The organism is Streptomyces sp. SKN60 (assembly GCF_026236535.1).
GTDB lineage: Bacteria > Actinomycetota > Actinomycetes > Streptomycetales > Streptomycetaceae > Streptomyces.
Window position 1 is genome coordinate 149150 of record NZ_JAHTMW010000011.1, and the last position, 25362, is coordinate 174511.

The 25362-nt window shown below is 74.3% G+C and carries 26 protein-coding genes; 13 read left to right on the plus strand and 13 right to left on the minus strand.

All coding sequences use genetic code 11. The features are described 5' to 3' along the window. Nucleotides 1–5 precede the first annotated feature (5 nt). A complete protein-coding gene (locus tag KV205_RS20080) occupies nt 6–1637 on the plus strand; it encodes a DUF4139 domain-containing protein (RefSeq protein WP_265865823.1) in 1632 nt (543 codons plus the stop codon). 26 nt (nt 1638–1663) lie between these two features. Here KV205_RS20080 and KV205_RS20085 read toward each other — a convergent pair whose 3' ends face one another. The 3 genes from KV205_RS20085 to KV205_RS20095 all read right to left on the minus strand — a co-directional run bounded on the left by KV205_RS20085 (nt 1664) and on the right by KV205_RS20095 (nt 3869). Further along, nucleotides 1664–2101 (minus strand): glutaredoxin domain-containing protein, encoded by a 438-nt coding sequence (locus KV205_RS20085; protein ID WP_265865824.1) that lies wholly within the window; start codon nt 2099–2101, stop codon nt 1664–1666. Between the two features lie 47 nt (nt 2102–2148). Continuing rightward, nucleotides 2149–3240, minus strand: coding sequence for a chitinase (locus KV205_RS20090; RefSeq protein WP_265865825.1), 1092 nt, complete (start codon nt 3238–3240; stop codon nt 2149–2151). A 92-nt stretch (nt 3241–3332) separates the two neighbouring features. Beyond that, nucleotides 3333–3869, minus strand: coding sequence for a diadenosine tetraphosphate hydrolase (locus KV205_RS20095; RefSeq protein ID WP_265865826.1), 537 nt, complete (start codon nt 3867–3869; stop codon nt 3333–3335). A gap of 126 nt (nt 3870–3995) precedes the next feature. On the opposite strand from KV205_RS20095, the gene KV205_RS20100 reads away from it, so the two are divergent. Next, complete coding sequence (locus KV205_RS20100; RefSeq protein WP_265865827.1) at nt 3996–4661, plus strand: class I SAM-dependent methyltransferase; 666 nt, start codon at nt 3996–3998, stop codon at nt 4659–4661. A gap of 82 nt (nt 4662–4743) precedes the next feature. Next, entirely contained in the window at nt 4744–5253 is a 510-nt protein-coding gene (locus KV205_RS20105) for an iron chaperone (RefSeq protein WP_265865828.1), read from the plus strand. Here KV205_RS20105 and KV205_RS20110 read toward each other — a convergent pair. Both KV205_RS20110 and KV205_RS20115 read right to left on the minus strand, forming a co-directional pair. Next, nucleotides 5234–6184, minus strand: a complete 951-nt coding sequence (locus KV205_RS20110; protein ID WP_265865829.1) for an ATP-grasp domain-containing protein — start codon at nt 6182–6184, stop codon at nt 5234–5236. The genes KV205_RS20105 and KV205_RS20110 overlap by 20 nt on opposite strands. 4 nt (nt 6185–6188) lie before the next feature. Beyond that, a complete protein-coding gene (locus KV205_RS20115) occupies nt 6189–6533 on the minus strand; it encodes a putative quinol monooxygenase (RefSeq protein ID WP_265865830.1) in 345 nt (114 codons plus the stop codon). A 180-nt stretch (nt 6534–6713) separates the two neighbouring features. Between KV205_RS20115 and KV205_RS20120 the strand changes: the two genes are divergently transcribed. Further along, the gene (locus KV205_RS20120) at nt 6714–7958 is read left to right on the plus strand and encodes a cytochrome P450 (RefSeq protein WP_265865831.1); all 1245 of its coding nucleotides are present in this window, start codon (nt 6714–6716) and stop codon (nt 7956–7958) included. A gap of 14 nt (nt 7959–7972) precedes the next feature. Further along, on the plus strand, nt 7973–8179 hold the full coding sequence (locus KV205_RS20125; protein ID WP_265865832.1) for a ferredoxin: 207 nt from the start codon (nt 7973–7975) through the stop codon (nt 8177–8179). Between the two features lie 107 nt (nt 8180–8286). On the opposite strand, the gene KV205_RS20130 is transcribed toward KV205_RS20125, so the two are convergent. Beyond that, nucleotides 8287–9681, minus strand: coding sequence for a M48 family metalloprotease (locus KV205_RS20130; RefSeq protein ID WP_265865833.1), 1395 nt, complete (start codon nt 9679–9681; stop codon nt 8287–8289). Nucleotides 9682–9772: 91 nt separating this feature from the next. Between KV205_RS20130 and KV205_RS20135 the strand changes: the two genes are divergently transcribed. Then, nucleotides 9773–10141 carry a hypothetical protein gene (locus KV205_RS20135; RefSeq protein WP_265865834.1) on the plus strand — a complete coding sequence of 123 codons (369 nt, stop codon included), beginning with the start codon at nt 9773–9775 and terminating at the stop codon, nt 10139–10141. Between the two features lie 73 nt (nt 10142–10214). On the opposite strand, the gene KV205_RS20140 is transcribed toward KV205_RS20135, so the two are convergent. Beyond that, nucleotides 10215–12074 carry a S8 family serine peptidase gene (locus KV205_RS20140; RefSeq protein WP_265865835.1) on the minus strand — a complete coding sequence of 620 codons (1860 nt, stop codon included), beginning with the start codon at nt 12072–12074 and terminating at the stop codon, nt 10215–10217. Between the two features lie 244 nt (nt 12075–12318). Between KV205_RS20140 and KV205_RS20145 the strand changes: the two genes are divergently transcribed. After that, the gene (locus KV205_RS20145; protein ID WP_265865836.1) at nt 12319–12690 is read left to right on the plus strand and encodes a YrdB family protein; all 372 of its coding nucleotides are present in this window, start codon (nt 12319–12321) and stop codon (nt 12688–12690) included. Nucleotides 12691–12744: 54 nt separating this feature from the next. On the opposite strand, the gene KV205_RS20150 is transcribed toward KV205_RS20145, so the two are convergent. From KV205_RS20150 to KV205_RS20160, 3 genes are all read right to left on the minus strand, one after another. Beyond that, nucleotides 12745–13902, minus strand: coding sequence for a Cmx/CmrA family chloramphenicol efflux MFS transporter (locus KV205_RS20150; protein ID WP_265865837.1), 1158 nt, complete (start codon nt 13900–13902; stop codon nt 12745–12747). 235 nt (nt 13903–14137) lie between these two features. Beyond that, nucleotides 14138–14794, minus strand: coding sequence for a hypothetical protein (locus KV205_RS20155; protein WP_265865838.1), 657 nt, complete (start codon nt 14792–14794; stop codon nt 14138–14140). Nucleotides 14795–14969: 175 nt separating this feature from the next. Continuing rightward, nucleotides 14970–15881 carry a dihydrodipicolinate synthase family protein gene (locus KV205_RS20160; RefSeq protein ID WP_265865839.1) on the minus strand — a complete coding sequence of 304 codons (912 nt, stop codon included), beginning with the start codon at nt 15879–15881 and terminating at the stop codon, nt 14970–14972. Nucleotides 15882–15953: 72 nt separating this feature from the next. Here KV205_RS20160 and KV205_RS20165 point away from each other — a divergent pair, with 72 nt between their 5' ends. After that, a complete protein-coding gene (locus tag KV205_RS20165) occupies nt 15954–17957 on the plus strand; it encodes a LysR substrate-binding domain-containing protein (protein ID WP_265865840.1) in 2004 nt (667 codons plus the stop codon). On the opposite strand, the gene KV205_RS20170 is transcribed toward KV205_RS20165, so the two are convergent. Together KV205_RS20170 and KV205_RS20175 are read right to left on the minus strand one after the other, a co-directional pair. Next, a complete protein-coding gene (locus tag KV205_RS20170; protein ID WP_265865841.1) occupies nt 17915–18979 on the minus strand; it encodes an aminoglycoside phosphotransferase family protein in 1065 nt (354 codons plus the stop codon). The genes KV205_RS20165 and KV205_RS20170 overlap by 43 nt on opposite strands. 89 nt (nt 18980–19068) lie before the next feature. Then, nucleotides 19069–19479 carry a DUF5997 family protein gene (locus tag KV205_RS20175; RefSeq protein WP_265865842.1) on the minus strand — a complete coding sequence of 137 codons (411 nt, stop codon included), beginning with the start codon at nt 19477–19479 and terminating at the stop codon, nt 19069–19071. A gap of 187 nt (nt 19480–19666) precedes the next feature. Here KV205_RS20175 and KV205_RS20180 point away from each other — a divergent pair, with 187 nt between their 5' ends. Further along, nucleotides 19667–20428 (plus strand): LysR family transcriptional regulator substrate-binding protein, encoded by a 762-nt coding sequence (locus tag KV205_RS20180; RefSeq protein WP_265865963.1) that lies wholly within the window; start codon nt 19667–19669, stop codon nt 20426–20428. A 31-nt stretch (nt 20429–20459) separates the two neighbouring features. Here KV205_RS20180 and KV205_RS20185 read toward each other — a convergent pair whose 3' ends face one another. Further along, the gene (locus tag KV205_RS20185) at nt 20460–21917 is read right to left on the minus strand and encodes an MFS transporter (RefSeq protein WP_265865843.1); all 1458 of its coding nucleotides are present in this window, start codon (nt 21915–21917) and stop codon (nt 20460–20462) included. A 93-nt stretch (nt 21918–22010) separates the two neighbouring features. On the opposite strand from KV205_RS20185, the gene KV205_RS20190 reads away from it, so the two are divergent. Genes KV205_RS20190 through KV205_RS20205 form a run of 4 tightly spaced genes read left to right on the plus strand, consistent with a single transcriptional unit; the run spans nt 22011 to nt 25361 of the window. Then, a complete protein-coding gene (locus KV205_RS20190) occupies nt 22011–22466 on the plus strand; it encodes a MarR family transcriptional regulator (protein ID WP_265865844.1) in 456 nt (151 codons plus the stop codon). A gap of 56 nt (nt 22467–22522) precedes the next feature. Further along, nucleotides 22523–23269 carry a (Fe-S)-binding protein gene (locus tag KV205_RS20195; RefSeq protein WP_265865845.1) on the plus strand — a complete coding sequence of 249 codons (747 nt, stop codon included), beginning with the start codon at nt 22523–22525 and terminating at the stop codon, nt 23267–23269. Beyond that, nucleotides 23266–24693: a lactate utilization protein B gene (locus KV205_RS20200; RefSeq protein WP_265865846.1), complete on the plus strand. Its 1428-nt coding sequence runs from the start codon at nt 23266–23268 to the stop codon at nt 24691–24693. The genes KV205_RS20195 and KV205_RS20200 overlap by 4 nt, the downstream gene beginning before the upstream one ends. Further along, the gene (locus KV205_RS20205; protein ID WP_265865848.1) at nt 24690–25361 is read left to right on the plus strand and encodes an LUD domain-containing protein; all 672 of its coding nucleotides are present in this window, start codon (nt 24690–24692) and stop codon (nt 25359–25361) included. The genes KV205_RS20200 and KV205_RS20205 overlap by 4 nt, the downstream gene beginning before the upstream one ends. Nucleotide 25362 lies beyond the last annotated feature (1 nt).

Here is a 25362-nt window from a genome sequence, read left to right on the forward strand (position 1 = left end):
CAGACATGACCACGACCCCGCACACGCCCGTGCCGAACACACCGGACCCGGCGTCCGCGGACGCGCCGCCGATCGCCCTCCCCGTCACCGCCGTCACCTGCCTGGAGGACCGCGCCCACGTCGAGCGCACCGCCCGGCTCACGCTCGAAGCGGGGGTGCGGCGGCTGCGGCTCGGACCGGTCAGCGCGCTGGCCGTCGACCGCACCCTGCACGCCGAGCTGACGCCCGAACAGGCCGAACAGGCCGAAGGGCCAGAGGGTGCGCTCGACGTCCTGGACGTGCGGATCGTCCGGGAGTGGACGCCGCGCGGGCCGCGCCCCTCCGCCGACGACTCCGCGCTGCGCCGGCGCGTCCACGCCCTCACCACCGAGCAGACGGCGCTCGAACAGCGGCGGGACCGGCTCGCGACCCGGCTCGACCTGCTCGGCGGGCTCGCCGCCGACCTGCTGCGCGAGATCGGCGAGGGCACGGGGTACGGGGAGACCGACCCCGCGCGCTGGACCCGCGAACTGGACCGGATCGACGCCGAACGCGACGCGTACGCGGAGCGCCTCGGCACCGTCGGCGCGGAGCTGACCCGGGTCGGCGAGGAGCTGGCCGCGGCCACGGAGGCGATGTACCAGGCGGAGGAGGAGCCGGCCGAGCTCGTCGGCCATGTCGAGCTGACGGTACGGGCCGCGGCGGCGGGCCCGGCCCTGCTGCGGGTCACGCATCTGACGCCCTGTGCGCTGTGGCGGCCGGCCTACCGGGCCGTCCTCGACGGGGAGTCGCTGACGCTGGAGAGCGAGGCCGTGGTGTGGCAGCGCACCGGCGAGGACTGGGCCGACGTCCGGCTGACCCTGTCCACGGCGAGGTCGGCGCAGGCGACCGAGCCGCCGAAGCTGGTCGAGGACCGGCTGACGCTGGTCGACCGCTCGGCGGCCGAGCGGCGCACGATCGATCTGGAGATGCGCGAGGAGACGATCTCGGCCCTCGGTCCCCTGCCGGTGGTCGGGCTCCCGGGCGTCGACGACGGCGGCGAGACGCGGGTGCTGTCCGCGCCGGCGCCGGTGGGCGTCCCCTCGGACGGGCGCGCCCATCGCGTACCGCTGAGCTCGTTCACGACGCCGGCGGTGGCCGAGTACGCGTGCTCACCGGAGCTGTCGCCACTGGTCACGCAGCTGGTGCGGTTCGACAACCGGTCGGGGCACGCCCTGCTCACCGGGCCGGTCGACCTGGTCCGGGCGAGCGGTTTCAGCGGCCGGGGCACGCTCGACTTCACGGCGCCCGGCGCGCCGGCAGAGCTGGCCTTCGGCAGCCAGGACGACTACCGGGTGGTGCGGCGGGTCGAGGAGACCCGGGACACCACCGCGCTCTCCCAGCGGACCGTGGTCTCCCGAACGGTGCGGGTGCATCTCTCCCGGCTGTCCGCGCCCGGCGAGGAGGGCGATCGGCTGGTGACGGTGCGCGAGCGGATACCGGTGCCGGAGGTGTCGGCGGTGCAGGTGCGGGTCCGCAAGGAGGCGTGTTCGCCGGTGCCGGACGAGGTCGACGCGGACGGCATCGTCCGCTGGGACGCGGCGCTGCCGCCGGGCGGGCGGCGCACGCTCACCCTCTCGTACGAGATCACGGCGAAGTCGAACACCAGCGGCCTGTAGGCCCTGAGGGCGGCCGGCCCGCGGCGTCAGGCGCGGCGGGCCAGTCGCTCGCGCACCCAGGCGGGGCCGGGGTTGACGTGGGGGCGGCCGTCGACGAAGACCGTGGGCACGGTCTCGTTGCCGTCGTTGACCGCCCGCACGTCCGCCGCGGCCTCGGGGTCGCGCCAGATGTCGACCCAGTGCACCCGCCGCGCGTCCCGCCCGAGGCCGAACCGCAGCCGGATGCAGTATTTGCACCCCGGGCGCCAGTACACGATCGGCCACCCGTCCTCGGCGCCGCGCCGCCGCGCCTCCTCGGCCCGCAGCGGCCGCGGGAACACCAGCGGCGAGTGCGCCACGGCGAGCACGAGGAACACCACGAGGAGGACACAGCCCTCGACGAGACTTCCCCGGAGCAGCACCGGCGTGGCCACGAGCAGGCCGGCGAGCAGGAACAGGGTCGGCAGGGTCCAGGAGCGTGTCATGCTCACGGAGGTTACGTGACGGTCGGTGGAAACGTCGGCGGTAAAGGTCAGCGGGACTGGAGGGACTTGACGTTGTCGCCGAAGGTCCAGTTCTTCGAGCCGTCCCAGTTGGCGGACCAGGTCATCAGGCCCTTCAGCTTGCCGGAGTAGTGGTTCCAGGCCTGGGCGACCTGGGAGGTGGTCATGTAGCCGCCGCCTGCGCCGGGCTGGGCGGGGAGTCCGGGGACCTGCTTGTCGTACGGGACGCGGATGGTGGTGCCCTGGATGACCAGGCCGCGGTCGAGGCAGTCGGTCTGGGCGACGAATCCGGCGACGGTGCCGGCCGAGTAGGAGTCGCCGGCGCAGCCGTACATGCTGCCGTTGTAGTACTGCATGTTGAGCCACCACAGGCGCCCGTTGTCGGCGTACTTCTTCACGATCGGGAGGTAGGCGCCCCAGATCGAGCCGTAGACGATGCTGCCGCCGGTGACGTACGCCGTCTCGGGGGCCATGGTGAGGCCGAAGCCGGCGGGCATCCGGGCGAGCACGCCGTCGATGATGTGGATCAGGTTGGCCTGCGAGGCGGAGAGGGTGCCGATGCTGCCGCTGCCGACGAGGCCGGTCTCGATGTCGATGTCGATGCCGTCGAAGTTGTTCGCCTTCAGGATCGGCACGATGGTCTCGATGAAGCGGTCGGCGACGGCGCGCGAGCTGAGGTCGATGCCCGCGGCGGCGCCGCCGATCGACATGAGGACGGTCGCGCCGGCGGCCTTCGCGCGGCACATCTCGGCGGGGGTCGGCACCTTGACGGTGCTGTCCATGCCGTTCTCCCAGAGCACCGTGCCGTCGGAACGGATCACCGGGAAGGCGGCGTTGATGACGTTGTAGCCGTGCGCGGCGAAGCGGGGGTCGTCGATGGGCGCCCAGCCGAAGGGCGGGTGGACGCCGTTGGCGGCGCCGTCCCAGTTCTCCCAGTAGCCCTGGAGCACCTTTCCGGTGGGCTTGGGCTTCAGTGCGCAGGTCTCCGCGGCGGCGGTGCCGGCGGTGGTCCTGGTGGGTGCGGCGCTCTCGGCCGCGGCGGGGGCCGCGAGCGCGGTGACGGCGGCGAGCAGGGTGGCGAGTCCCGCTCCGACGGCATGGACGATCCGGTGGCCTGACATGCGTGCTCCCTGGGATGTGGGGGGAAGGGCCTGGGCATGAGGTACGGTCCCCACGACCGTAGATTGGTCCAGACCAACCGTCAACACCCGGGTCACTCACGGGACTTGGCGGGCATGTTCCAGCCCTCCCCTGCCACCCTCCCCCGTCGGTCCGGCGCGGCCGACCGGTCGAGCTCGCGCCCGATCTGCTCCCGCAGCGTGGCATGTTCAGGGCCGAGCCGATGCCGTTCGGCGGTCCAGTGGTCGCGCGGATAGAGCCACACGGGTACGTGGACGAGCTCGGCGGGCTCCCACGCGTACCGCGGCCAGACGTGGGCGTGCAGGAACGGGTCGCGGTTGCCCAGGATCTCCAGGTTGACCCGGCGGAACGCGGGGTCGCGGCGGCGGCAGGCCCGCTCGACCGCTTCGGCCAGGCGGTCGAGGTCGGACAGGAAGGCCAGTCGCCTGGCTCTCGGCAGGTCGGAGAGGCGCTGGGCGTCGGGTGCGTCGGTGAGCAGGACCGAGTAACCGGGCAGGAACTGGACGTCGCCGATCACGGCGAAGCCCGCGTCCAGGCGCCGTAGCACCGTCGGATTCTCGCCGCGCAGGGCCGCCCCGATGCGGTCCGTGCGCCAGTCGGCAGAGGTCATGCCCGCGAACCTACCGGGACGCGGGGCGCGCGAGGGGCGGGCGCGTGGTGGGCCGACGCGGCCCGGCACACGGGCCCGGACGCGCCCGGCGGGACTATCGTGGGGTGACGGCAGAGGAGGGTGACCATGTCCGGACCGGCCCGAGCGCCCGACCGTCCGCACCCGCTGTTCGCCCGTTTCTACGCCGGGGTCGCCGGTCCCGCCCTCGACAAGGCCGGGGTCACCGAGCACCGCCGGCGGCTCCTCGCCGGGCTCACGGGCGAGGTTGTGGAGATCGGCGCCGGCAACGGTCTCAACTTCGCCCACTACCCGCCCGGCGTACGCCGGGTCCTCGCCGTCGAACCGGAGCCGCGGCTGCGCGCCCTCGCCGAGGAGGCCGCCCGTACGGCCCCGGTGCCGGTGGAGGTGGCGGCCGGGGTCGCGGAGGACCTGGCGGGGGTGGCGGACGCCTCGTACGACGCGGGCGTGGCGTGTCTGACGCTGTGCTCGGTGGCGGATCCGCACGCCGCCCTGGCCGAGCTGCACCGCGTCCTGCGGCCCGGCGGGCAGCTGCGCTTCTTCGAGCATGTGCGCGCCGGGACCCCCGGGATGCGCCGGGTGCAGCGGGTGCTCGACGCCACCGTCTGGCCGCTGCTCGCGGGCGGCTGCCACACCGGGCGCGACACGCTGGCGGCGATCGAGGCGGCGGGGTTCGAGCCCACCTCGGTCGACACCTTCTCCTTCCCCGAGACCAGGATCCCCTCCCCCGCCGCGACCCACATCCTGGGCACGGCCGAGCGCCGCCCCGCCTGACGAGCCGGTCAGTTTCGGAGAAGCGGGTGCGGGCGGCCCGTTCCTAGGATGGGAACCAGCCGCACCGAGGAGAAGAGCAGTCATGACGGACGCGAAGAAGGCACAGCGGAAGGCCACGACGCCCGCCCGGCGCACCAAGCGGACCGACACCGCCGCCGACGGCTTCACCGAGGAGGAGCGCGCCGCGATGAAGGAGCGCGCGAAGGAGCTGCGGGCCGCCTCGCGCGGCGGCTCCCGCGCGAGCAGGGCGGAGAAGGCGGCGGAGGCGGAGGCCGAGGTCCTGGCGAAGATCGCCGAGCTGCCGGACGAGGACCGCGTCCTCGCCGAACGGGTCCACGCGCTGGTCAAGGCCCATGCGCCCGCGCTCGCCCCGCGCCTGTGGTACGGGATGCCCGCCTACGCCAAGGACGGCAAGGTGCTGTGCTTCTTCCAGCCGGCGTCGAAGTTCAAGGCCCGCTACGCCACGCTTGGCTTCAACGACGTGGCGACGCTGGACGAGGGCGTGATGTGGCCGACCGCTTTCGCGCTGACCGGGCTCGGCCCGGCAGTGGAGGACCGGATCGCCGCCCTCCTCAGGACCGCCGCCCACTGAGCGTCTCCGGGGCGGCGAGCAGAGCCGCGAAGAGCCCGGACGCGTCCACGCCCCGCGGCAGATCGCTGACCTGACCGTCGCCGGCCTCCACCACCCGCCACGCGCCGTCGGTGTCGTCGGTGTCCCCCTCGCCGTCCCCGACCGCCCGGGCCAGGTCGGTGGTGACGAAGCGGCAGCCGAGGGCGCGGACCAGCGGACGGACGGCGGCAAGGTCGGGAACCGGCCGGACGTCCGGGGTGTCGGGGTGCGGGCCGACGAGGACGGGCGCGCCGTCCACCCACCAGACCCGCGCCTCCTCGGCGCGTCCGTCCGCGTCCCGTACGAACCGTTCGAAGCGCCGCAGCACCACCCCACCGGCCAGGAACTCGCCCTGCAGCTCGACGAACCGCCCGACCACCCGGCGCAGACCGGCCCGGTCGGCGAGGTCGGGGACGTAACAGGCCTCGGCCCACTCGCGCTTGCGCGACTTCACGTAGTCCTTGACGACGGCGGGCCCCGACCCGCCGAGCCGCTCCGCCGCTTCGGCGAGCGCCGCGCCGTCCGGCATGCCGGTGCCGGGGAGCCACGCGCTGGGCGGGGTGTGCCCGGCGAAGTACGGGTACCAGCCCGGGAGTTCGTGGGCGCGGGCGTAGGCGGCGGCCGGGGTGAGCAAGGTGCGCCCGCGCTCGGCCAGGGCGGATTCCAGCGTCTCGTACGCCGCCGGGGGCAGCATCCAGCCGCGGTACCAGACCGGTCCGCGGCCGGCCGGCACACGCCGTACCGCCTCGGCCGCGTCACCGCCGGCCGTCAGCACGTCGTGGTCGACGACGGCGCTCGCGCCCCCGAGGGCGGCGACGCACCGCGCCTCCGCCCCGTAGTGCGGGTCGGGGCGGTGGGGGCGCAGCGGGTCGGCCGGGAAGAGGACCGTGGGTACGGGCAGCACGGGCAGCACGGGATCAGGCCAGGGGCTCGGCGGCGATCTCGACGACCTGGGCGGGCCCGGCCCGGAAGGCGGAGTTGGTCGCGGCGGCCGCGACCATGTGCGGGGCGCGGTCGTGCGCCGCCAGGGCCTCCCGCGAGGCCCAGTGCTCGACCAGCACGAAGCGGTCGGCGTCGCCGACCACCTGGTGGAGGTCGTACTGCAGACAGCCGTCCTCCGCCCGTACGAGCGGGGCGAGGCGCTCGTAGGCCTCGATCTGGTCGCGGCCGCGGCCCGGCTGCGTGGCGATGTGGACGTGCAGGCGCACGGGCTGGGGCTGGGACTGAAGCTGGGGCTGGGGCTGCTGCGAAGGGTGTGACATGGGCAGGAGCCTAGAGCGGGCGGGGGCGCGGGGAAACGCATTTCCGCTCGGGCGACGGGTGCCCCGGGTGGACCCACCCGTTCCGGTGGTTTGGCCGAACTCCGCGTAGACCGAATAGATGCCCGAGGCATGTAGTGGGAGGACCAAGACCCCGACGACCTCCGTCTGCGAGGACCCCCCATGTCCGAAGTCGTGGCATTCCCCCAGAGCCGCACCTGCCCCTACCACCCGCCCACCGCCTACGATCCGCTGCGCGAGGAACGCCCGTTGTCCCGGGTCACCTTCTGGGACGGCCGGGAGGTGTGGCTCGTCTCCGGCCACCGGGCCGCCCGCGCGCTGCTCGCCGACCAGCGGCTGTCCACCGACTCCACGCGCCCGGACTTCCCGATCTCGGTCGAGCGTACGGCGGTGCTGCGCAGGCGGCGGCGCGCCGCGCTGCTCGGCTGGGACGACCCCGAACACAACACCCAGCGGCGGATGCTGATCCCGAGCTTCGCCGTGCGCCGGATCGAGGGGATGCGGCCGCGCATCCAGGCCACCGTCGACCGGCTGATCGACGCCATGGAGGCAGCGGGTCCGCGAGCCGAGCTGGTGAGCGCGTTCGCGCTGCCGGTGCCGTCGATCGTGATCTGCGACCTGCTCGGAGTGCCGTACGAGGACCACGACTTCTTCGAGGAGCAGTCCCGGCGGCTGTTGCGCGGCCCGACGGGCGCCGACACCGAGAACGCCCTCGCCCTCCTGGAGGGCTACCTCGGCGAGCTCGTCGACGGCAAGCTCCGCAAGCCGGGCGAGGGCGTGCTCGACGACCTGGTCGCCCGGCAGCGCCAGGACGGCACGCCCGACCGTGCCGAACTGATCCAGCTGGCGACGGTGCTGCTCGTCGCCGGGCACGAGACCACGGCGAACATGATCTCCCTCGGCGTCTTCACCCTGCTCCGGCATCCCGAGCGCCTCGCGGAACTGCGCGCCGATCCGGCGCTGCTGCCCGTCGCCGTCGAGGAGTTGCTGCGCTTCCTGTCCATCGCGGACGGGATGCTGCGGGTCGCCCGCGAGGACATCGAGGTCGAAGGGACCGAAGGCGCCGAGGGTGCCGAGGGTGCCGACGGGGTCGACGGGGCCGGCAGGGTGGTGATCCGGGCCGGCGAGGGCGTGGTCTTCTCGACCTCCCTCATCAACCGCGACACCGCCGCCTACGCCGATCCGGACACCCTCGACTGGGACCGTTCGGCGCGCCACCACCTCGCCTTCGGCTACGGCATCCACCAGTGCCTCGGCCAGAACCTGGCCCGCGCGGAGCTGGAGATCGCGCTCGGCACACTGCTGCGCCGGCTGCCCGGGCTGCGGCTCGCCGCGCCGGTGGACGAGATCCCGTTCAAGCCGGGGGACACCATCCAGGGGATGCTCGAACTCCCCGTCACCTGGTGAAAGGAGCCCGCTCGATGCGCATCACCATCGACAAGGACGTCTGTATCGGCGCCGGCCAGTGCGCCCTCGTCTCCCCCGCCGTCTTCACCCAGGACGACGACGGCTTCGGGACCGTCGTCCCCGGCCGGGAGACCGCCGAGCCCGGACCGCTCGTGCGCGAGGCCGCCCGCGCCTGTCCGGTGCAGGCGATCACGGTCACGGAGGCCGCGAGGCCTGCCTAGCGCGGTTCCCGGGACCGTACGGGGTCGGTGTACGGGGTCGGTGTACGGGGTCGGTGTACGGGGTCGGTGTACGGGCTCGGGGTACGGGCTCGGTGTACGGGGCCGGGTCAGGCGCCGCCGTCGCGCAGGAGGAGGGCCGCGACCTTCTGCGCCGGCGCCGCCAGTTCGGCCTCCAGGGCCGCGGCGCGGTCCGGGTCGAGCACGAGCGCGGGCGCGCGCAGCTCGCCGCGGGCGAGGTTGCGGATGCGCAGGTGCGTGGGCGGGTGGGTGGAGTCCACGCGGTGGCCGCGGAGTTCGGCGACGCGGTGCAGTCGCTCGTACTCGCGCTCCGGCACGGTCCGGACCTCGGCGGCGACGCGCTGCCACAGCCCCTCGGCCCGGACCTCGCGGCGGGCCCGGCCGCCGACCCGGGTGCGGGCGGCGACGATCTCGCGCCGCAGCGCCGATCCGGTGCTCCGGTACACCAGCAGGCGCTGCAGGAATCCGACCGCGGCGTCGCGGCCCGCCGTACGGGCGGCGGCGCCGTCGGCGAGGTACTCGGCGCGCTGGGCGGCCCGCAGGGTCGCCCCGTCCAGGAGCAGCGTCAGGCCGTGCACCGCCCAGCGCGGTGGGGCGGTGAGCACATTGATGAAGGCGTCCGACAGGGAGTCGCCGTCCTCGCTGCGCGCGAGCATGTAGCGCCAGGTGTCCAGCGATCCCAGGGCGCTGCCGACGAGGAAGCCGTGGCGGGTGTCGCCGTGGGCGTAGTGCCCGAGTTCGTGGCCGAGCAGCGCGATCCGCTCCTGCGGGTCCAGGGTGGCCCACAGCGGCATGCCCAGCACGAGGACACGGCGCCGGCGGATGCCGTACGCGCTGACGAAGGCGTTCACGTCCGCGTCGAGGACGACGACGTCGACACCCCGGGTACCGACGAGCACCCCGATCTCGTCGATGAGGGCGAAGAGCCGGGGCGCGTCGGCGCTTTCCAGGAGGGGCAGTTCGGAGCCCTTCCGGAGCCGGCCGAAGCGGGGACGGAGGACGAAGGCGAGGGCGAGGAGCAGTCCGCCGACGGCGGGCTGGAGGCCCTCGCCCCAGCGGGCGACGAGCAGCCACAGGCCGAGGACGGCCAGACCCACGGTGAGGCCGTGCACGGCCAGAGCCAGGACGGTCGCCAGCAGGGCGGCGCCGCCGGTGGGGCGAGAGGCGGCGGGCCCGTCCGCGCCCGGGGCGGCCGCCAGGTCGGCGAAGAGCTGCTCGCCGTACCGGTGCGCGAGGGTGCGGCGCAGCCGTTCGACGCGGTCGGGCTCGGGCTCGTCGGGCGTGGCGTCCTCGGGGTCCACGTTCCAGCCGCAGGCGGTGCACCACGTGACGAAGCGGGAGTCGACGGGGATCCGTTCGCCGCAGTCGGGGCAGTCGCGCGCGGTCGGCTCGGCGCCCCGTGTGCCCGTGGCGGTGGCTGTGCCCGCAGCCGTACCCGTACCCGTAACGGCGCTCGTCGGTCCGCCGGACGTGTCCTTCGTCATCCCCACCCCTTGTGATCAGGCATGTGAGAGGGGACCCTACCTGCGGCGTGACTCGCCGGCTTCGGGGGAATCCGGGGGAAGGGGCAAGCGGATGAACTGGAACTGGGTCTGGGTGATCCTCATCCTGTTCTGGACCGGCGGTTTCGCGTGGGCGGCGGACATCGTCCGCACGGCGCTGCGGCACCGCCACGAGCGCAGGATGGAGCTGCTCTCGGCGGAACGGCGGGAGCGGCAGGCACTCGAGGCGGCCGGCAAGCCGCCGGAGCCCGTCTGCGGCTGCACGCACCATCTGGCCAAGCACGACAAGCAGGGCCGCTGCCACGAGCGCGTGGAGGTCCCGGTGGCGTGGGACGAGAACAAGAAGCCGGTGCGGTACGAGGCGGGGCAGTGCAACTGTCAGCAGTACGTGGGGCCCCAGCCGCTGTCGCAGGTGTACGCGGAGGAGCTCACCGACCTGTGAGACGCGAAGGCCGAGCCCCCGGGAGTGGCCTCCCGGGGGCTCGGTGCTGCGGTGCCCGCGTGGCGCGCGGGGACTAGAAGGTCAGGTTCCAGGCGTCAATGCGGCCCGTGTCCTGGGACGCGACGTCCCGGACGCGCAGCTTCCACGTGCCGTTCGCCGGCTCGGCGGAGGCGTCGACCGTGTAGGTCTTGGCGACGTTGTCCGTGCTGTCGCTGTTGCTGAAGTCCTCGAGGAGGTAGACGGTGCCGTCCGGGGCCACGAGGGAGATCACCAGGTCACCGCGGTAGGTGTGCTTGATGTCGACACCGACCTTGAGGGTCGCGGGGGCGTTGCCGGTCACGCCGGAGACGGTGATCGGGCTCTCGACGGTGGCGTTGTCGGCGATGGCGACGTCGGTGAGGTTCTCGAAGTACGGGCCGGTGGGCGGCGGGGTCGTTCCGCCGACCGCCTTCAGCGCGTCGACCTGGCCCTCGCCGAAGAAGCCGTTCTTGGTGGTGGTGCCGGTGCAACGGCTGTCGGACGGGCAGGCCTTGTCGGTGGCCTGGGTCGCGAGGGCGTTGCGGATGTCGGCCGGGGTGAAGGCCGGGTTGGCGCTCGCGATGAGCGCGGCCACGCCGGTGACGTGCGGGGAGGCCATCGACGTACCGCTCATGGAGCCGTACTTGCCGCCGGGCAGCGTCGAGTACACGCCGGTGGATCCGTCGCCGCCGGGGGCGGCGATGTCGATGACGCCGTTGCCGAAGTTGGAGTACGAGGCCTTGGCGCCGCCGCTGGCCTGCGCGGAGACGGTCACGACGCCCGGGAGCTCGGTCGGGATGTCGATGCAGGCGTTGGTGATCGTGCGGGTGACCGGGGTGGAGTCGTTGGGGCTCTCGCTGTCGGTCGTCTTGTTGGCCAGGTCGTAGTTGGAATTGCCGGCGGCGGCGACCTGGAGGGAGCCCTTGGACTCGGCGTAGGCCTGGGCGCGGCGGACGCCCTCGATGATGGCGGCCTGGTCGAGGTTGTCCGGGCAGTTGAACTGCCACGGGTCGGTGAAATAGCTGTTGTTGGTGACCTTGAAGCCGTGGTCGCCGGCCCACATGAAGCCGCAGACGGTGTTCTCGGCGAAGAAGAGGGTGCTGGTGGGCTCGGCGATGCGGACGGAGGCGATCTTCACTCCGGGCGCGACGCCGATGACGCCCTTGCCGTTCTTGGCGGCCGCGATGGTGCCGGCGACGTGGGTGCCGTGGGTGTCGACGTCGCGCCAGGCGCCGGCGCGGGCGTCGGCCTTGCCGTAGGCGCAGGAGACGGAGTCGGCGGCGTCGAAGTTGGGCGCGATGTCCTGGTGCTGGTCGTCGACGCCGGTGTCGAGGACGCCGACCTTGACGGCGGCGGAGCCGGTGGTGACGGCCCAGGCCTGGTCGGCCTTGATCTGCGTCATGTCCCAGCGGTTCGACTCGGTGAGCGTGGTCGTGGACTGGGCGGGGTTGGCGGGCAGCGCCGGGTTGTAGGCGTCGGCGGGCACGTCGGAGGTACGGGTCGCGCCCACCTGCTGCACGCCGGCGACGCCGCGGAGGGTGGCGGCGAAGGAGGCGGAGGTCGAGTGTGCGACGACGACGCCGATGGCGTCGTAGGCGGCGAAGACGGTGCCGCCGTTGGCGGTCACGGCCGAGCGTACGGCGGTGGTGTCACCGGGCGTCGTGATGACGAGGTACGCGCGGGTGCCGGCGGCCCAGGCGGCCTGGGCGGTCCGGGCGGTCGCCGTCTTGGGGGCGGCCGTCTTGGGGGCGGCCTTGGCCGTGGGCTTCGCCTTGGCCGTGGTCGTCGCGGCCCGGTCCTGCGCGTCCAGGGGCTGGACGTCGGCCTGCGCGGGGGCGGCGATGGCGATGGTGGTGCCGACGACGGCGGCGACCGCGAGCGGGATTCTCAGCCGGCTCGATATGTGGGAAAACAATGCGTCCTCCGATGACCCGGTGGCGCGGGTGGCGCCGGCCGGGCCCTGTGATGTGTGGGGTGGACGCAAGATCGCAGGCCGCGGGAGCGGAGGGAAGGGTTCTGCCCGTCATATCCCTTTCCGTTACCCATTGTTGATCTGGCGGAACGCCATGTCAGGGACGTACGGGGGCTGTTGGGGCATACCGCCGCCGGTCGCGGAATTCCCCGCGGCCGCCGGCCGGTCGTGGCGCAGAATGACCGCCATGCGGCTTCCCACTCCCCTGCACGTCCTCAACGAGGGCCTCGCCCTCCTCCTGGAACTGGCGGCGCTCGCCGTCCTCGCGTGGTGGGGCTGGGCGAGCGCCGGCCCCGTCGCCCTGCGCCTCCTCCTCGCCGTCGCGGCCCCCGCGGCCGCCGCCGTCCTCTGGGGCCTCTTCGCCGCCCCGAGGGCCCGCTTCCCGGTCCCCCTCCCGGCCGTCCTCACGGTCAAGGCCCTCGTCTTCGGCGCGGCCACCCTCGCGCTCGTCGGCGTGGACCACCCCGCCTGGGCGATCGCCTTCGGCGCGGTGGCCGTGGTGAACACGGCCCTGGCGACGGCGGACCGCCGGGCGGCGATGCACCGGAACCGGACCTGAGGCAGGGCGGCCCCGTTCAGCCGATCCGGCGGCGAGCCGCACCCGGCGTTCACCTCAGTGCGGCGCCCCGCGCCGGGCACCCTCCGCTCGACGTGCCGCCGCCCAGCAGGCGAGGGCCACGGCGGCCAGGGCCGTGCTCGTCCAGAGGGCGGTCAGCGGGGTGGTCGTGTGGGTCGTGGTGGCGGAGGCCAGGAGGGGGCCTGCGAAGGCGCCGGTGTTGAGGGCGACGGTGGCGAAGGCGCCGGAGAGGGAGGGGGCGGCGGGGGCGAGGTGGAGGGTGCGGGTGACGAGGGTGGTGCCGAGGGCGAAGGAGAGGGCGCCCTGGGCCGCGGCGAGGAGGAAGAGGGGGACGGGGTACGCGCCGAGGGCGGCGGTGAGGGCCCAGCCGGCGGGGAGCGCGGCGAGGGCGGGGGGCAGGCGGAGGGTGGTGCGGCCGGCGGCGGTGACGCCGAGGAAGGCGCCGGCGCCGAAGGCGGCCAGGAGGCCGGGGACGGCGGCGGGCGGCAGTCCGGTGTGGTCGGTCGCGATGACGGCGAGGAAGGCGAAGCCGGCGAAGGTCGCGCCGTTGACGAGGGCGGCTGTCGCGAGGGTGGCCCGCAGCGGGCGGGAGCGCAGCGCCGTGAGTTCGCGGCGCAGGGAGACGTTCGCGGGCCGGGCGGGCGGCCGGTGGTCGGCGGGCGCGGGGCGCAGCACGAGGAGGAGCGCGGGCAGGCACAGGGCGGCGACCGCCCAGAAGGCCGCGCGCCAGCCGTACGCCGTGCCGAGCAGCGCTCCGGCCGGGACGCCGACGACGCAGGCCAGGGTGACGCCCGACAGCAGGAGCGCGGTGGCGCGTGCCCGGTGGGCGGCGGGGACGAGGGAGCCGGCGTGCGGGAGGGCCACGGCGAGGAAGCCGGCGTTGACGACGGCGGCGATCGCGCGGGTCGCGAAGAGGACGGCGAAGTCCGTGGTCAGCGCGCCCAGTACGTGGACGAGGACGAACGCGGCGAGGAAGCCGGCGAGGGCGGGGCGGCGGGGCCACCGGGCGCCGGCGGCGGCCATCAGGGGCGCGCCGATGATCATGCCCACCGCGTAGGCGGCGGTGAGCCCGGCCGCGGCCGCCGGGGATACGTGGAGGTCGTGGGCGAGGTCGGGAACGAGCCCGGACAGCATGAACTCGGAGGTGCCCTGGGCGAACACGGCGAGCGCCAGGACATGGAGGAAGAGAGGCACGGAGACGGCTCCGGTGACGAGTGACGGACGGGGAGGTGCTCGGTCCGGTCACTCGGTCGCGGGCGGCGCGGGGCGGCGCGGCCGGGCGGGGGAACCCCGCGGGGTCCGGCTCAGCCGTCGGCGGGCCGCCGGAGTCGAATGACCGGCGGCCCGGTTCTGTCCGACTCGGGGCTCGTCACCCGGCCGACGTTAGCCGGGGTGCCTCTCCTCCTCAACGGGTTTTCGCCCGGGCCCGTCAGGCCTTGGCGGCGCAGATCACGTCGTACGGGCGTCCGATGGCGAGGGTGAGCCGCATCGGCTCGGTCGTGCCGGACGGGCAGGACTTGGCGTCCTTGACGAGGTCGAGGACCTTGTAGCCGCTGCCGGCGGCGGAGGTGCAGGCGATCTCCTGGGCGGTGTCCGTGATGCAGTCGCCCTTGACGAGCTGGCCGCCGCCGGCGCCCGCGTCACCGGGGTGGGTCGCGGAGAGGTTGCGTCCGCAGACCGTCTTGCTGGGCAGGCCGCCGCTCTTGTCGCTGCTCGAGCCGAAGGTGATCTTGACCTGGATGATGAGGTCGGTGCCGGCCGGGCACTGGATGGCGTCCGGGAGGATGCTGGCCGGCATGACGGCGAGCGCCTTGAAGGTGGCGCCGGAGTCGCCGCAGTCCACGGCGCGGTAGCCGTCGGGCCGGTCGTCGGGGTCGGGGCCGCCGCAGTCGCCGACGTTCCAGGAGGCCTCCTTGTCCCCGGAGCCGCCCGCCGTGGAGGAGGAGGACGAGGACGAGCCCTTGTCGTCGAAGACCTTGGAGGCGCCGTAGCCGAGGCCGAGCATGACGACCAGGATCAGCAGCGCGGGCAGGCAGCCGCCCTTCCTCCGGGCGGGCGGCGGCGGGGTCGGGCTGGGCATGGCCATGGAGGCTCCTCGTGGTTCCGGGCGGTACGGGGGGACGGTGCGCCGGACCGGCCCACGGGGCTGAGCGGTCACGCCGATCCGTCGCGCGTCCCCCCGGGCGCCCCCGGCGCAACCACGGGGACGCGCTGTGTCCATGCCACGGTTCCGCTTCGCGGCCCCCGAACGCCCGCTCCCGTCACACCGGTTCGACGAGCTCCGCCAGCACCTCCGTCACGGCCTTCACCGACGCCTCCGAGGCGGGGAGCAGCGGCAGGCGCACATCGGGGGTGGGGATGCGGCCCTGGGCGTGGAGGACGGCCTTGACGACGGCGGGGTTGGGCTCGGCGAAGAGGAGGGTCGAGAGGCGGGCGAGGTGGTGGCCGAGGGCGCGGGCGCGGGGGATGTCACCGGTGTGCCAGGCGTCGGCGAGGGCGGCGAAGCGGTCGGTGGCCAGGTGGGCGGAGGCCAGGATGCCTCCGGTGGCGCCGAGGGCGAGCAGGGGTGAGACGAAGGTGTCGTCGCCGGCGAGGACGGCGAAGTCGTCGGGGAGGTCGCCGAGGAGGGCGACGGTGTCCTGGTCGATGCCGCCGACGGCGTGCTTGACGCCGATGACACCGGGGAGCGCGCCGAGGGCGCGGAGGGTGGCGGCGTCGAGGGACCGGCCGGTGCGGTACGGGATGTGATAGACGATCAGCGGTACGGGGCTTTCGGCGGCGAGCCGTTCGAAGTGCGCGAGCACGCCCTCGGGTGAGGGGCGTACGAAGGCGGGGACGATCACCAGGGCGGCGGCGATCTCGGGCCGGCCGGCCAGTGCGGCGAGTTCCCGGGCGGCCGCGGCGGTGGCGCCGCTGCCCGCGCCGACGATCAGCGGGGCGCCGCGCCGGCGGCAGACCCGCGCGCAGGTGTCGATGACGGCGGCGCGCTCCTCCGGGTCGAGGGCGCCGACCTCGCCGGTGGTGCCGAGCGCGACGATGCCGGCCGCACCGCCGTCGAGGACGGAGTGCGCGAGGGCGTCGAGCGCGTCGAGGTCGGGGCGCCCGTCGGCGCCGAAGGGGGTGACGAGGGGGACGTGGATACCGCGCGGAGTGAAGTGGAGGTCCTGTGCCATGCCTTCGAGGGTGCGGTGCGTCGAACCCTCAGGTCCAGTTCGCTTTTCCGATGTGAACCGTAAGCTGTACTGATGCTTGATGTACGACGTCTGCGCCTGCTGCGTGAGCTGGCCCTGCGCGGCACCATCGCCGCCGTGGCGGAGGCCCTGTCCTTCACCCCGTCCGCCGTGTCCCAGCAGCTCGCGACCCTGGAGCGGGAGGCGGGGGTGCCGCTGCTCGAACGCTCGGGGCGCGGCGTACGGCTCACGCCCGCCGGCGAGAACCTGGTGCGGCACGCGGAAGCGGTCCTCGAACGTCTGGAGCGGGCGGCGGCGGAACTGGCCGAGGCCCGGCACGGCCCGGCCGGCCCACTGCGGATCGGCGCGTTCCCGACCGCGACGCGGTCGATCGTGCCGGCGGCGCTCGCGCGCCTCGCGGCGCGCCACCCCGCCCTGGAGCCGATGGTCTCGGAGACGGACCCGGCGGGCGCGGCGCACGCGCTGCGTGCCGGGGATCTGGACGTGGCGCTGATCCACGACTACGACCTGGTCCCCGCGCCGCTGGAGCCGGGGCTCGCGGCGACGCCCTTGTGCGAGGAGGAGATGTACCTGGCGTCCTCCTCCCCCGCGCCCGAGCAGGCCGAGAAGACCGAGGCGGCCGAGGAGACCGACGGGACGAGTGCCGACGGGCTCGCGGTGCTCGCGCTCTGGCGGGACGCGCCGTGGATCATGCCGGGGCCGGACACACTGTGCCGGGCGGTGACCGAACAGATGTGCCGGGCCGCCGGGTTCGTGCCCCGGGTACGGCACCAGGTGGACGAGTTCGCGACCGTCCTGGCCTTCGTCGCGGCAGGTCAAGGGGTGGCCGTGGTCCCGCAGTTGGGGGCGGTGGACCCGCCGCCCGGGGTGTCCCTGACGTCGCTGCCGGTACGTCGCAGGACCCGGATCGCCTTCCGCAGCGGCGCCGGACCGCACCCGGCGGTGGGCGCGCTGGCCCTGGCCCTGCGCGAGTCCGTGCCGGAGCGGCTCGGCACCCCGGGCTGGCCGAACGGCACGGACGGGCCGGGCCCGGCCCCGTACCGTAGACCCGGAATCCGTCGGTCCGGACACAGGGCCACACGGACACACGGATCGGCGGAGGGCCGGACGGCCGAACGGCCCGACGGCCGGAGGGGAGCGGGACGCATGACGGAACGGGGCGGGGACGCGGAGGCGTTCGACACGGGGGCCGAGGCGTGGCGGGAGTGGCAGGAGGAGCCGTGGGGGCGGCTGCGGTACGCGGTGGCCGAGGCCAACCTCGCCCGCCATCTGGCAGCGGCGCGGCCGGCCTCCGAAGCCGCCCCGGCGGGCGGCGCGTTGCGGGTGCTCGACCTCGGCGGCGGGGACGGCGGGGACGCGCTGCGGCTCGCCGCGCGCGGCCATCACGTCACGCTCGTCGACTACGCGCCCGCCATGCTGGCGACCGCCGCGCGCCGGGCCGCACGGGCCGGGCTCGCCGACCGGATCGTGTGCGTGGCGGCGGATGTCACCGCGCTGCCCGCCGAGTTGGCGGCCGGCGGCTTCGACCTCGTCCTGCTGCACGCCGTGCTGCCGTACGCCCGCGACACCGCCGGCACGCTCGGCGTGGCGCTCGGGGCGGCCCGGGAGGGCGGGCTCGTGTCGGTGATCGCGATGAACCGGCACTCCGAGCCGCTGCGCGCGGCGGTGCGCACGATGGACCCGGACGGCGTGCTCGCGGCGCTCGACGCCGAGACCGTGCACACCGACCTGTTCGACGCGGAGCTGCGGCTGCACACCGAGGAGGAGCTGGACGCGGCCCTGCGGGCGCTCGGCTGCGCCGAGGTGCACCCGTACGGGATCCGGGTGTTCTGCGACTACATCCCGGACGACGCCGTCAAGTTCGACCCCGCCTATTACGCGCGGCTCGAACGCCTGGAGATCGCGACGGCCGGCCGCGCGCCGTACCGGCACACCGCCCGGCTGCTGCATCTCGTCGCCGTGCGAGGTCCAGGCGTCCGGGGTACGGGCGAGGGCGCCGCGGCGCGCGGCCGGGGTCAGAGCAGGTCGGGTTCGGCGAACAGCGCCCCGACCCAGTAGGCGCTCGCCTCGTGGCAGTCGTCGGCCGGGGTGCCGGGGAAGAGCCGGAACCAGCTCACCGCGCGCGAGAGCGCCGCGAGCCGGACGGCGAGGGTCGCGGCGCGCCGCAGCTCCGGCAGCGGGATCCCGATCCCGAGCTCGGTCCACGGCTCCAGATACGCGTCGCGGACGGCGGTGACGGACTCGGGACCGTACCGTTCGCGCACGTCCCTGGCCGGTACGAGGAGGCTGGCGAAGGGGTGGGCGACGGCGGCGTCGCCCCAGTCGAAGAAGGTGAAGCGGCCGGCGGCGGGGGTGAGCACCTGGCCGTCGTGGAGGTCGCTGTGGTCGAGCGAGTCAGGGATGCCGAAGGTGTCGAGCTCGGCGCACCAGTCGAGCAGTCGCGGCCGCCCGGCGCGCAGGGCACGGCGGGTGTCGGGGTCGAGGGTCGGGTTGGTCTCGACGAGGCCGTCGAAGATCCGCGGCAGGTCGGCGGTACGGGCGCCGGGCACGCCGAGCTCCGTCATGCGGTCGGCGTACGGGGTGAGCGCGCGCTGCATCCGCGCGTACTGGCCGACCGCCGTGAGCCAGTTGGCCCGCCCGGCCTCGCCCCGGTCGAGGGCGCCGCGCAGCAGCGGCCCGCCGTCGGGCCAGAGGGACCAGCCGCGGGCGGCGTCGACCGCGAGCGGGGTCATCACGTGCTCGGGCACCCAGGCGGCGAGCGCGCCGCCGAGGCCGGCCTCGAACCCCGCGGCCGGGGCGCTCGCCTTGAACCAGACGGCGTCGCGCTCGCGCGGTCCTGTCCGGAAGCGGACCAGGATCGACCAGGGGCGGACGCGCACCTCGCGCGGGCCGGTCTCGGTCAGCCCGTGCCGGGCGAGGAGTGCCGTCGCCCACCCGAGCGCGTCGGCGCGCCAGCCGGGCCGCTCCCAGGGCGTGACCGCGTCGGCGAACCGGCCCCGGTCGACATTGGTGGGCGGGGGCGCGGGCGCGGCCCCCGTAGCCGCTCCGGGCCCGGGACAGGTTTCCGCCTCAGTGTGCATCCGGCGATTGCACCACCGGGTACGGGACGGCTGCACCCGGTTTTCGGCGGCTGCACGGCCGCCGCGAAACGGCGACGGGTGTCAGCGGGTCAGTCGCGGTCGGCGGCGCGGGCGGCCTTCTCGGCCTTCTCGGCGCGCATCTCCTTGATGCGGACGTTGTCCTTGCGGACCTCGGCCTGGGTGGCGCGCTCCTTCTGGAGCCATTCCGGGTTCTCGGCCTTCAGGGCCTCGATCTGCTCGGTGGTGAGCGCCTCGGTGACACCGCCGCGGGCCAGGCCGGAGATGGAGATGCCCAGCTTGGCCGCCACGACGGGGCGGGGGTGCGGGCCGTCGCGGCGCAGGTCGCGCAGCCACTCCGGCGGGTCGGTCTGGAGGGCGTTGAGCTCGGCGCGGGTGACGGAACCCTCGCGGAAATCGGCGGGGGTGGCGTCGAGGTAGACGCCCAGCTTCTTCGCCGCGGTGGCGGGCTTCATGGTCTGGGCGTTCTGGTGCTGCGTCATGCCGACAAGAATATCGGGCAGGTGCGCGGCCGCCGACCACGGCCGGTAATCTGGCCTGGTGACAGGCTCGGACGCATCCCTCACCCCCATTCCCGCGCCGGCCCAGGAGCCCGAGGGCGCCCCGGAGCCGGCCGAGGCGGCTGCCGCGCCGCCCGACGCCACCGGGCCGGCGTTCCGGCTCGCGTACGTGCCGGGTGTGACGCCCGGGAAGTGGGTGCGGATCTGGACGCAGCGGCAGCCCGACGTACGGCTCGACCTGGCCCAGGTGACCGCCGCCGAGGCGGAGGGGGTGCTGCGGGTGGGCGGCGCGGACGCCGCTCTGCTGCGCCTTCCGGTGGACCGTACGGTCTTCAGCGCGATCCCCCTCTACACCGAGACGACCGTCGTCGTGTGCCCCAAGGACCATCTGGTCGCGGCGGCGGACGAGGTCACGGTGGAGGACATCGCCGAGGAGATCGTGCTGCACCCGCTGGACGACACCCTGGACTGGGAGCGGCCGCCGGGCGAGCCGGCGTTCGAGCGCCCGGCGACGACCGCGGACGCGATCGAGCTGGTGGCGGCGGGGATCGGGCTGCTGATCGTGCCGCAGTCGCTGGCCCGGCTGCACCACCGCAAGGACCTCACGTACCGGACGATCACCGGCACCCCGCAGTCGCAGGTGGCGCTGTCCTGGCCGGAGGAGGCCACCACCGACCTGGTGGAGGACTTCATCGGGATCGTGCGCGGGCGGACGGTGAACAGTTCGCGCGGGCGCAGGCCGGACGAGAAGGCCGCGAAGGCTGCGGCCAAGACGGCGAAGCCGAAGGGCCAGGGGCAGAAGCAGCAGCCCCGCCAGGGGCAGAAGTCGGGTCAGGGCCAGAAGCCGCAGGCCGGCGGGGGCGGGCGGCGCAAGGCGGGCGGCGGCGCGGCCAAGAGCTCTCGCTCCGGGAAGCCGCGCCGCCGCTCCTAGCCGCCGCTCCTGGCGGCATCCGCGCGACCGGTCAGGCCGCGGGTTCGGCCGCCGCCGGAACGGGCTCGGGGTGGGCCGGGGCGGGCTCGGCCAGGGGGCGTACGGGGATGAGCGCGGCGACGGCCGCGGCGGCGAGGGCGACGACGCCGCCGATGAGCAGGGCGATGCGGAAGCCGTTCTCGGAGGGCAGGGCGTGTCCGGCGAAGTCGGTGGTCAGCTGGGCGAGGACGACGCCGATGACGGCGGCGGAGACGGAGCTGCCGATGGAGCGCATCAGGGTGTTGAAGCTGTTGGCGGCGGCGGTCTCGTGCTGGGGCACGGCGCCCATGATGAGGGCGGGCATGGCGCCGTAGGCGAGTCCGACACCCGTGTTGCAGATGAGGGTGACGACGAGCAGGCCCCATGTGCCGCCCATCAGGGCGAGCGAGGAGAGGTAGCCGAGCGCGATGACGAGGCTGCCGACGGAGAGGGTGACCTTGGGGCCGCGGGCGGCGGACAGCTTCGCGCCGAGCGGGGCGAGCACCATCATCATCAGGCCGGCCGGGGCCATCCAGAGGCCCATGGCCAGCATGGACTGGCCGAGGCCGTAGCCGGTGGCCTCGGGGAGCTGCAGCAGCTGCGGGACGACCAGCGACTGGGCGTACATCGCGAAGCCGACGAGGATCGAGGCCGCGTTGGTCATGAGGACCTGCGGGCGGGCGGTGGTGCGCAGGTCGACCAGCGGGTCGCGGGTGCGCAGCTCCCAGAAGCCCCAGGCGAGCAGGACGACGGCGGAGGCGGCGAAGAGACCGAGGGTGGTGGCGCTGCCCCAGCCCCAGCCGGCGCCCTTGGAGACGGCGAGGAGGAGGGCGACGAGTCCGCCGCCGAGGCCGAGGGCGCCGAGGACGTCGAAGCGGCCGGCGGATGCGGCGACCCGGCCGGTGGGGGCGACGAGCGCGACGAGCACGCCGACGACGGCGCTGAGGCCGGCGGCGACCCAGAACAGCGCGCGCCAGGTGGCGTGTTCGGCGACGGCGGCGGAGAACGGCAGGCCGAGGGCGCCGCCGACGCCCATGGAGGCGCTCATCAGAGCGATGGAGGAGCCGAGCTTCTCTGCCGGCAGGACGTCGCGGAGCAGGCTGATGCCGAGAGGTACGACGCCCATGCCGAGGCCCTGGAGGGCGCGGCCGGCGACCATCGGGACGACGGAGCTCGACAGGGCGCAGACGACGGAGCCGGCGACGAGCGGGACGGTGGAGGCGAGCAGCAGGCGGCGCTTGCCGTACATGTCGCCGAGGCGGCCGGCGACGGGGGTGGCGACGGCGGCGGCGAGGAGGGTGGCGGTGATCACCCAGGAGGCGTTCGACGCGCTGGTGTGCAGGAGGACGGGCAGGTCGCCGATCAGCGGGACGACGAGCGTCTGCATGAGGGCGGCGACGATGCCGGCGAGGGCGAGCACGCCGACGATGCCGCCTGCGGGGCGTGGTGCTGAGGGGCGGGTGGCGGGCATGGGGGTCTCCCTGGGTGGCGTGGCGCGAGCATTGTGCAACGTACACATAATGTGCATCATGCACAAGCGATGCAGTCTGCATATGCTGGGACGATGGACAAGCCCACGCACCTGATCGAGTTCGAGACGATGCTCCTGGCACGGCACTCCCTGCTCCACGCGCCGCGCGCGCGGGCGGCCGGCGGCAACCTCGACCGCAGCGCGTACGTCCTGCTCACCCGGATCCGGATGGACGGGCCGATGTCGATCAGTCAGCTCAGCGACGCCTTCGGCCTGGACGCGTCCACCCTCAACCGGCAGACGGCGGCCATGCTGCGCTCGGGGGTCGTCGAGCGCATTCCCGACCCGGACGGCGGCATCGCGCGGAAGTTCCGCATCACGGAGGAGGGCGCACGGCTCCTCGACGCCGACCGCACCTTCAACATCGGGGGTCTGGAGCGGGTGCTCGCCGACTGGACGCCGGAGGAGGTGGCGGAGTTCGCCGCCGTCCTGGAACGCTTCAACCGGGACATCGAACGGCTCGACGGGCGGCCCTGGCCCCGCCCCTGACCAGGACTCCTGACCAGGAACCCCGACCAGGACCCCAGACCGGAGGAAGCCCGCCCATGCGCGTCGCCCTGTTCGTCACCTGCGTCAACGACGCCCTGTATCCGGCGACGGGGGTGGCGACCGTCCGGCTGCTCGAACGCCTCGGCGTCACCGTCGACTTCCCGGCGGCGCAGAGCTGCTGCGGCCAACCGCAGTTCAACACCGGCTACCGGGCCGAGACCGCTCCCCTGGTCCGGCGCACGGTCCGGGCCTTCGAGGGGTACGAGTACGTCGTCACCCCGTCCGGTTCGTGCGCCGCGATGATCCGCGAGCACTACGGACGCTTCGGCCCCGAGGCCAACGAACTCGGGCCCCGTACATACGAACTGACGGAGTTCCTGGTCGACGTGCTCGGGGTGACCGACGTCGGCGCGCACTTCCCGCACAGGGTCGCCTACCACCCGTCCTGCCACGGTCTTCGGATGCTCGGGCTCGGCGACCGGCCGATGCGGCTGCTGCGGGAGGTGCGGGGCCTGGAACTCGTCGAGCTTCCGGGCGCCGAGGAGTGCTGCGGCTTCGGCGGCACCTTCGCCGTGAAGAACCCGGCCGTGTCGGCGGCGATGGGCGCCGACAAGGTGCGCAACGCGGTGGCGAGCGGCGCGGACGTGCTGTGCGGGGCGGACAACTCCTGTCTGATGCACCTGGGTGGCACGATGAGCCGGATGCGGGTGCTGCCGGGGCTGCGGCCGGTGCACCTGGCGGAGATCCTGGCGAGCACGGAGACGGAGCCCCTGGCATGGGGAGCGAAGGAGCCCCTGGCATGAGCGGTACGTTCCTGGGGATGCCGGCCTTCCCGGCGTTCCCGGCGGCGGCGCGGGAGGCCGTGCACGACGAGACGCTGCGCGGCAACCTGCGGCACGCCACCCACACCATCCGCGACAAGCGGGCGCGGGCGGTGGCCGAGCTGGCCGACTGGGCCGAGCTGCGTGCGGCGGGGCGGCGCATCAAGGACCGGACACTCCGTCATCTCGACACCTACCTCCTCCAGTTGGAGGAGGCGGTGACGGCGGCGGGCGGCACCGTGCACTGGGCGGCGGACGCCGCCGAGGCCAACCGGATCGTCGCCGGCCTGGTGAAGGCCACGGGCGAGACCGAGGTCGTCAAGGTCAAGTCGATGGCCACCCAGGAGATCGGCCTCAACGAGGCCCTGGAGGCGGAGGGCATCCGCGCCTACGAGACCGATCTCGCCGAGCTGATCGTGCAGCTGGGCGAGGACCGGCCCTCGCACATCCTCGTGCCGGCGATCCACCGCAACCGGGGCGAGATCCGCGACATCTTCCGCACCGAGATGGGCAGATGGGGCAGGCCCGCCCCCGACGACCTCACCGACACGCCCGCCGAACTGGCCGAGGCCGCACGCCTGCACCTCCGGGAGAAGTTCCTGCGGGCCAAGGTCGGCATCTCCGGCGCCAACTTCATGGTGGCCGAGACCGGCACCCTGGTCGTCGTCGAGTCCGAGGGAAACGGCCGGATGTGCCTCACCCTTCCCGAGACGCTGATCTCGGTCGTCGGCATCGAGAAGGTCGTGCCCTCCTGGCAGGACCTGGAGGTCTTTCTGCAGACGCTGCCCCGCTCGTCGACGGCCGAGCGCATGAACCCGTACACGACGATGTGGACCGGCACCACCGACGGCGACGGCCCGCGCGCCTTCCACCTGGTGCTGCTGGACGCGGGCCGCACCGACGTCCTCGCCGACGCCACCGGCCGGCAGGCCCTGCGCTGCATCCGCTGCTCGGCCTGTCTCCATGTCTGCCCGGTGTACGAGCGGGCCGGCGGCCACGCCTACGGCTCCGTCTACCCGGGGCCGATCGGCGCGATTCTCACGCCCCAACTGCGCGGCACCGCGAGTGAGATCGACGCCTCGCTGCCGTACGCCTCCACCCTCTGCGGGGCCTGCTACGAGGTGTGCCCGGTCGCCATCGACATCCCCGAGGTCCTGGTGCGTCTGCGCGAGCGGGTCGCCGAGGCGGGCGGACCCGGACACCGCCTGGAACGCGCGGCGATGAAGGCGGCGGCCTGGGCCCTCGACCATCCGAAGCTCCTCGCCGCCGGCGAACGCCTCGCCTCCCGCACCCGCGCCCTGCACCCGAAGAACCCGCCGGGTGCGGGGGCGTGGACGGAGAGCCGCGACCTGCCCGAGCTGCCGGCGGAGCCGTTCCGCGACTGGTGGAGGAAGAACCGCGCATGAGCACCGAGAACACCTCCCCCGCCGGGCCCGTCACCGGATCGCGGGAGCGGATCCTGGGCCGGATCCGGGCCGCCGTCGCCGGTGCGCCCGAGGCGCCCGAGCCGGAGCGGAACTATCTGCGGCAGCACGCGCCCGACGATCCGGCGGCGCTCGTCGACCTGCTGCACGCGAACCTGGCGGACTACCGGGCCGTCGTCCACCGCACGGACGCCGCAGGCCTGGCGGGGCTCGTCGCCCGGCTGCTCGCCGGACACGGGGCCCGCGGTGTCGCCGTACCGCCGGGGCTGCCGGAGGAGTGGCTGTCCGCGCTGCCCGAGGGCATCGAACTCCGGCCGGACGAAGGCGATCTGACGTCCTACCAGCTCGATGCGACGGACGCCGTCGTCACGGGCTGCGCGGTGGCCGTCGCCGAGACCGGCACGCTCGTCCTCGACGCCGGCCCGGCCCAGGGGCGCCGCGCACTCACCCTCGTACCCGATCTGCACGTCTGTGTCGTACGGGTGCCGGACCAGGTGGTGGCGTCGGTGCCGCTGGCGCTGCCGCGGCTCGACCCGCGGCGGCCGCTGACCTGGATCTCGGGTCCGTCGGCGACCAGCGACATCGAGCTGGACCGGGTGGAGGGCGTGCACGGGCCGCGCCGGCTCGAGGTCGTCCTCCTCTCCGAGTGAG

Bases quoted from the DNA above. Each gene is read 5' to 3' on its own strand.
- KV205_RS20175 (WP_265865842.1), bottom strand. From the start codon at position 19,479: ATGACGCAGCACCAGAACGCCCAGACCATGAAGCCCGCCACCGCGGCG.
- KV205_RS20090 (WP_265865825.1), bottom strand. From the start codon at position 3,240: ATGTCAGGCCACCGGATCGTCCATGCCGTCGGAGCGGGACTCGCCACC.
- KV205_RS20120 (WP_265865831.1), top strand. From the start codon at position 6,714: ATGTCCGAAGTCGTGGCATTCCCCCAGAGCCGCACCTGCCCCTACCAC.
- KV205_RS20195 (WP_265865845.1), top strand. From the start codon at position 22,523: ATGCGCGTCGCCCTGTTCGTCACCTGCGTCAACGACGCCCTGTATCCG.
- KV205_RS20135 (WP_265865834.1), top strand. From the start codon at position 9,773: ATGAACTGGAACTGGGTCTGGGTGATCCTCATCCTGTTCTGGACCGGC.
- KV205_RS20080 (WP_265865823.1), top strand. From the start codon at position 6: ATGACCACGACCCCGCACACGCCCGTGCCGAACACACCGGACCCGGCG.
- KV205_RS20200 (WP_265865846.1), top strand. From the start codon at position 23,266: ATGAGCGGTACGTTCCTGGGGATGCCGGCCTTCCCGGCGTTCCCGGCG.
- KV205_RS20130 (WP_265865833.1), bottom strand. From the start codon at position 9,681: ATGACGAAGGACACGTCCGGCGGACCGACGAGCGCCGTTACGGGTACG.
- KV205_RS20185 (WP_265865843.1), bottom strand. From the start codon at position 21,917: ATGCCCGCCACCCGCCCCTCAGCACCACGCCCCGCAGGCGGCATCGTC.
- KV205_RS20205 (WP_265865848.1), top strand. From the start codon at position 24,690: ATGAGCACCGAGAACACCTCCCCCGCCGGGCCCGTCACCGGATCGCGG.
- KV205_RS20115 (WP_265865830.1), bottom strand. From the start codon at position 6,533: ATGTCACACCCTTCGCAGCAGCCCCAGCCCCAGCTTCAGTCCCAGCCC.
- KV205_RS20145 (WP_265865836.1), top strand. From the start codon at position 12,319: ATGCGGCTTCCCACTCCCCTGCACGTCCTCAACGAGGGCCTCGCCCTC.
- KV205_RS20155 (WP_265865838.1), bottom strand. From the start codon at position 14,794: ATGGCCATGCCCAGCCCGACCCCGCCGCCGCCCGCCCGGAGGAAGGGC.
- KV205_RS20100 (WP_265865827.1), top strand. From the start codon at position 3,996: ATGTCCGGACCGGCCCGAGCGCCCGACCGTCCGCACCCGCTGTTCGCC.
- KV205_RS20125 (WP_265865832.1), top strand. From the start codon at position 7,973: ATGCGCATCACCATCGACAAGGACGTCTGTATCGGCGCCGGCCAGTGC.
- KV205_RS20105 (WP_265865828.1), top strand. From the start codon at position 4,744: ATGACGGACGCGAAGAAGGCACAGCGGAAGGCCACGACGCCCGCCCGG.
- KV205_RS20165 (WP_265865840.1), top strand. From the start codon at position 15,954: ATGCTTGATGTACGACGTCTGCGCCTGCTGCGTGAGCTGGCCCTGCGC.
- KV205_RS20190 (WP_265865844.1), top strand. From the start codon at position 22,011: ATGGACAAGCCCACGCACCTGATCGAGTTCGAGACGATGCTCCTGGCA.
- KV205_RS20170 (WP_265865841.1), bottom strand. From the start codon at position 18,979: ATGCACACTGAGGCGGAAACCTGTCCCGGGCCCGGAGCGGCTACGGGG.
- KV205_RS20160 (WP_265865839.1), bottom strand. From the start codon at position 15,881: ATGGCACAGGACCTCCACTTCACTCCGCGCGGTATCCACGTCCCCCTC.
- KV205_RS20085 (WP_265865824.1), bottom strand. From the start codon at position 2,101: ATGACACGCTCCTGGACCCTGCCGACCCTGTTCCTGCTCGCCGGCCTG.
- KV205_RS20095 (WP_265865826.1), bottom strand. From the start codon at position 3,869: ATGACCTCTGCCGACTGGCGCACGGACCGCATCGGGGCGGCCCTGCGC.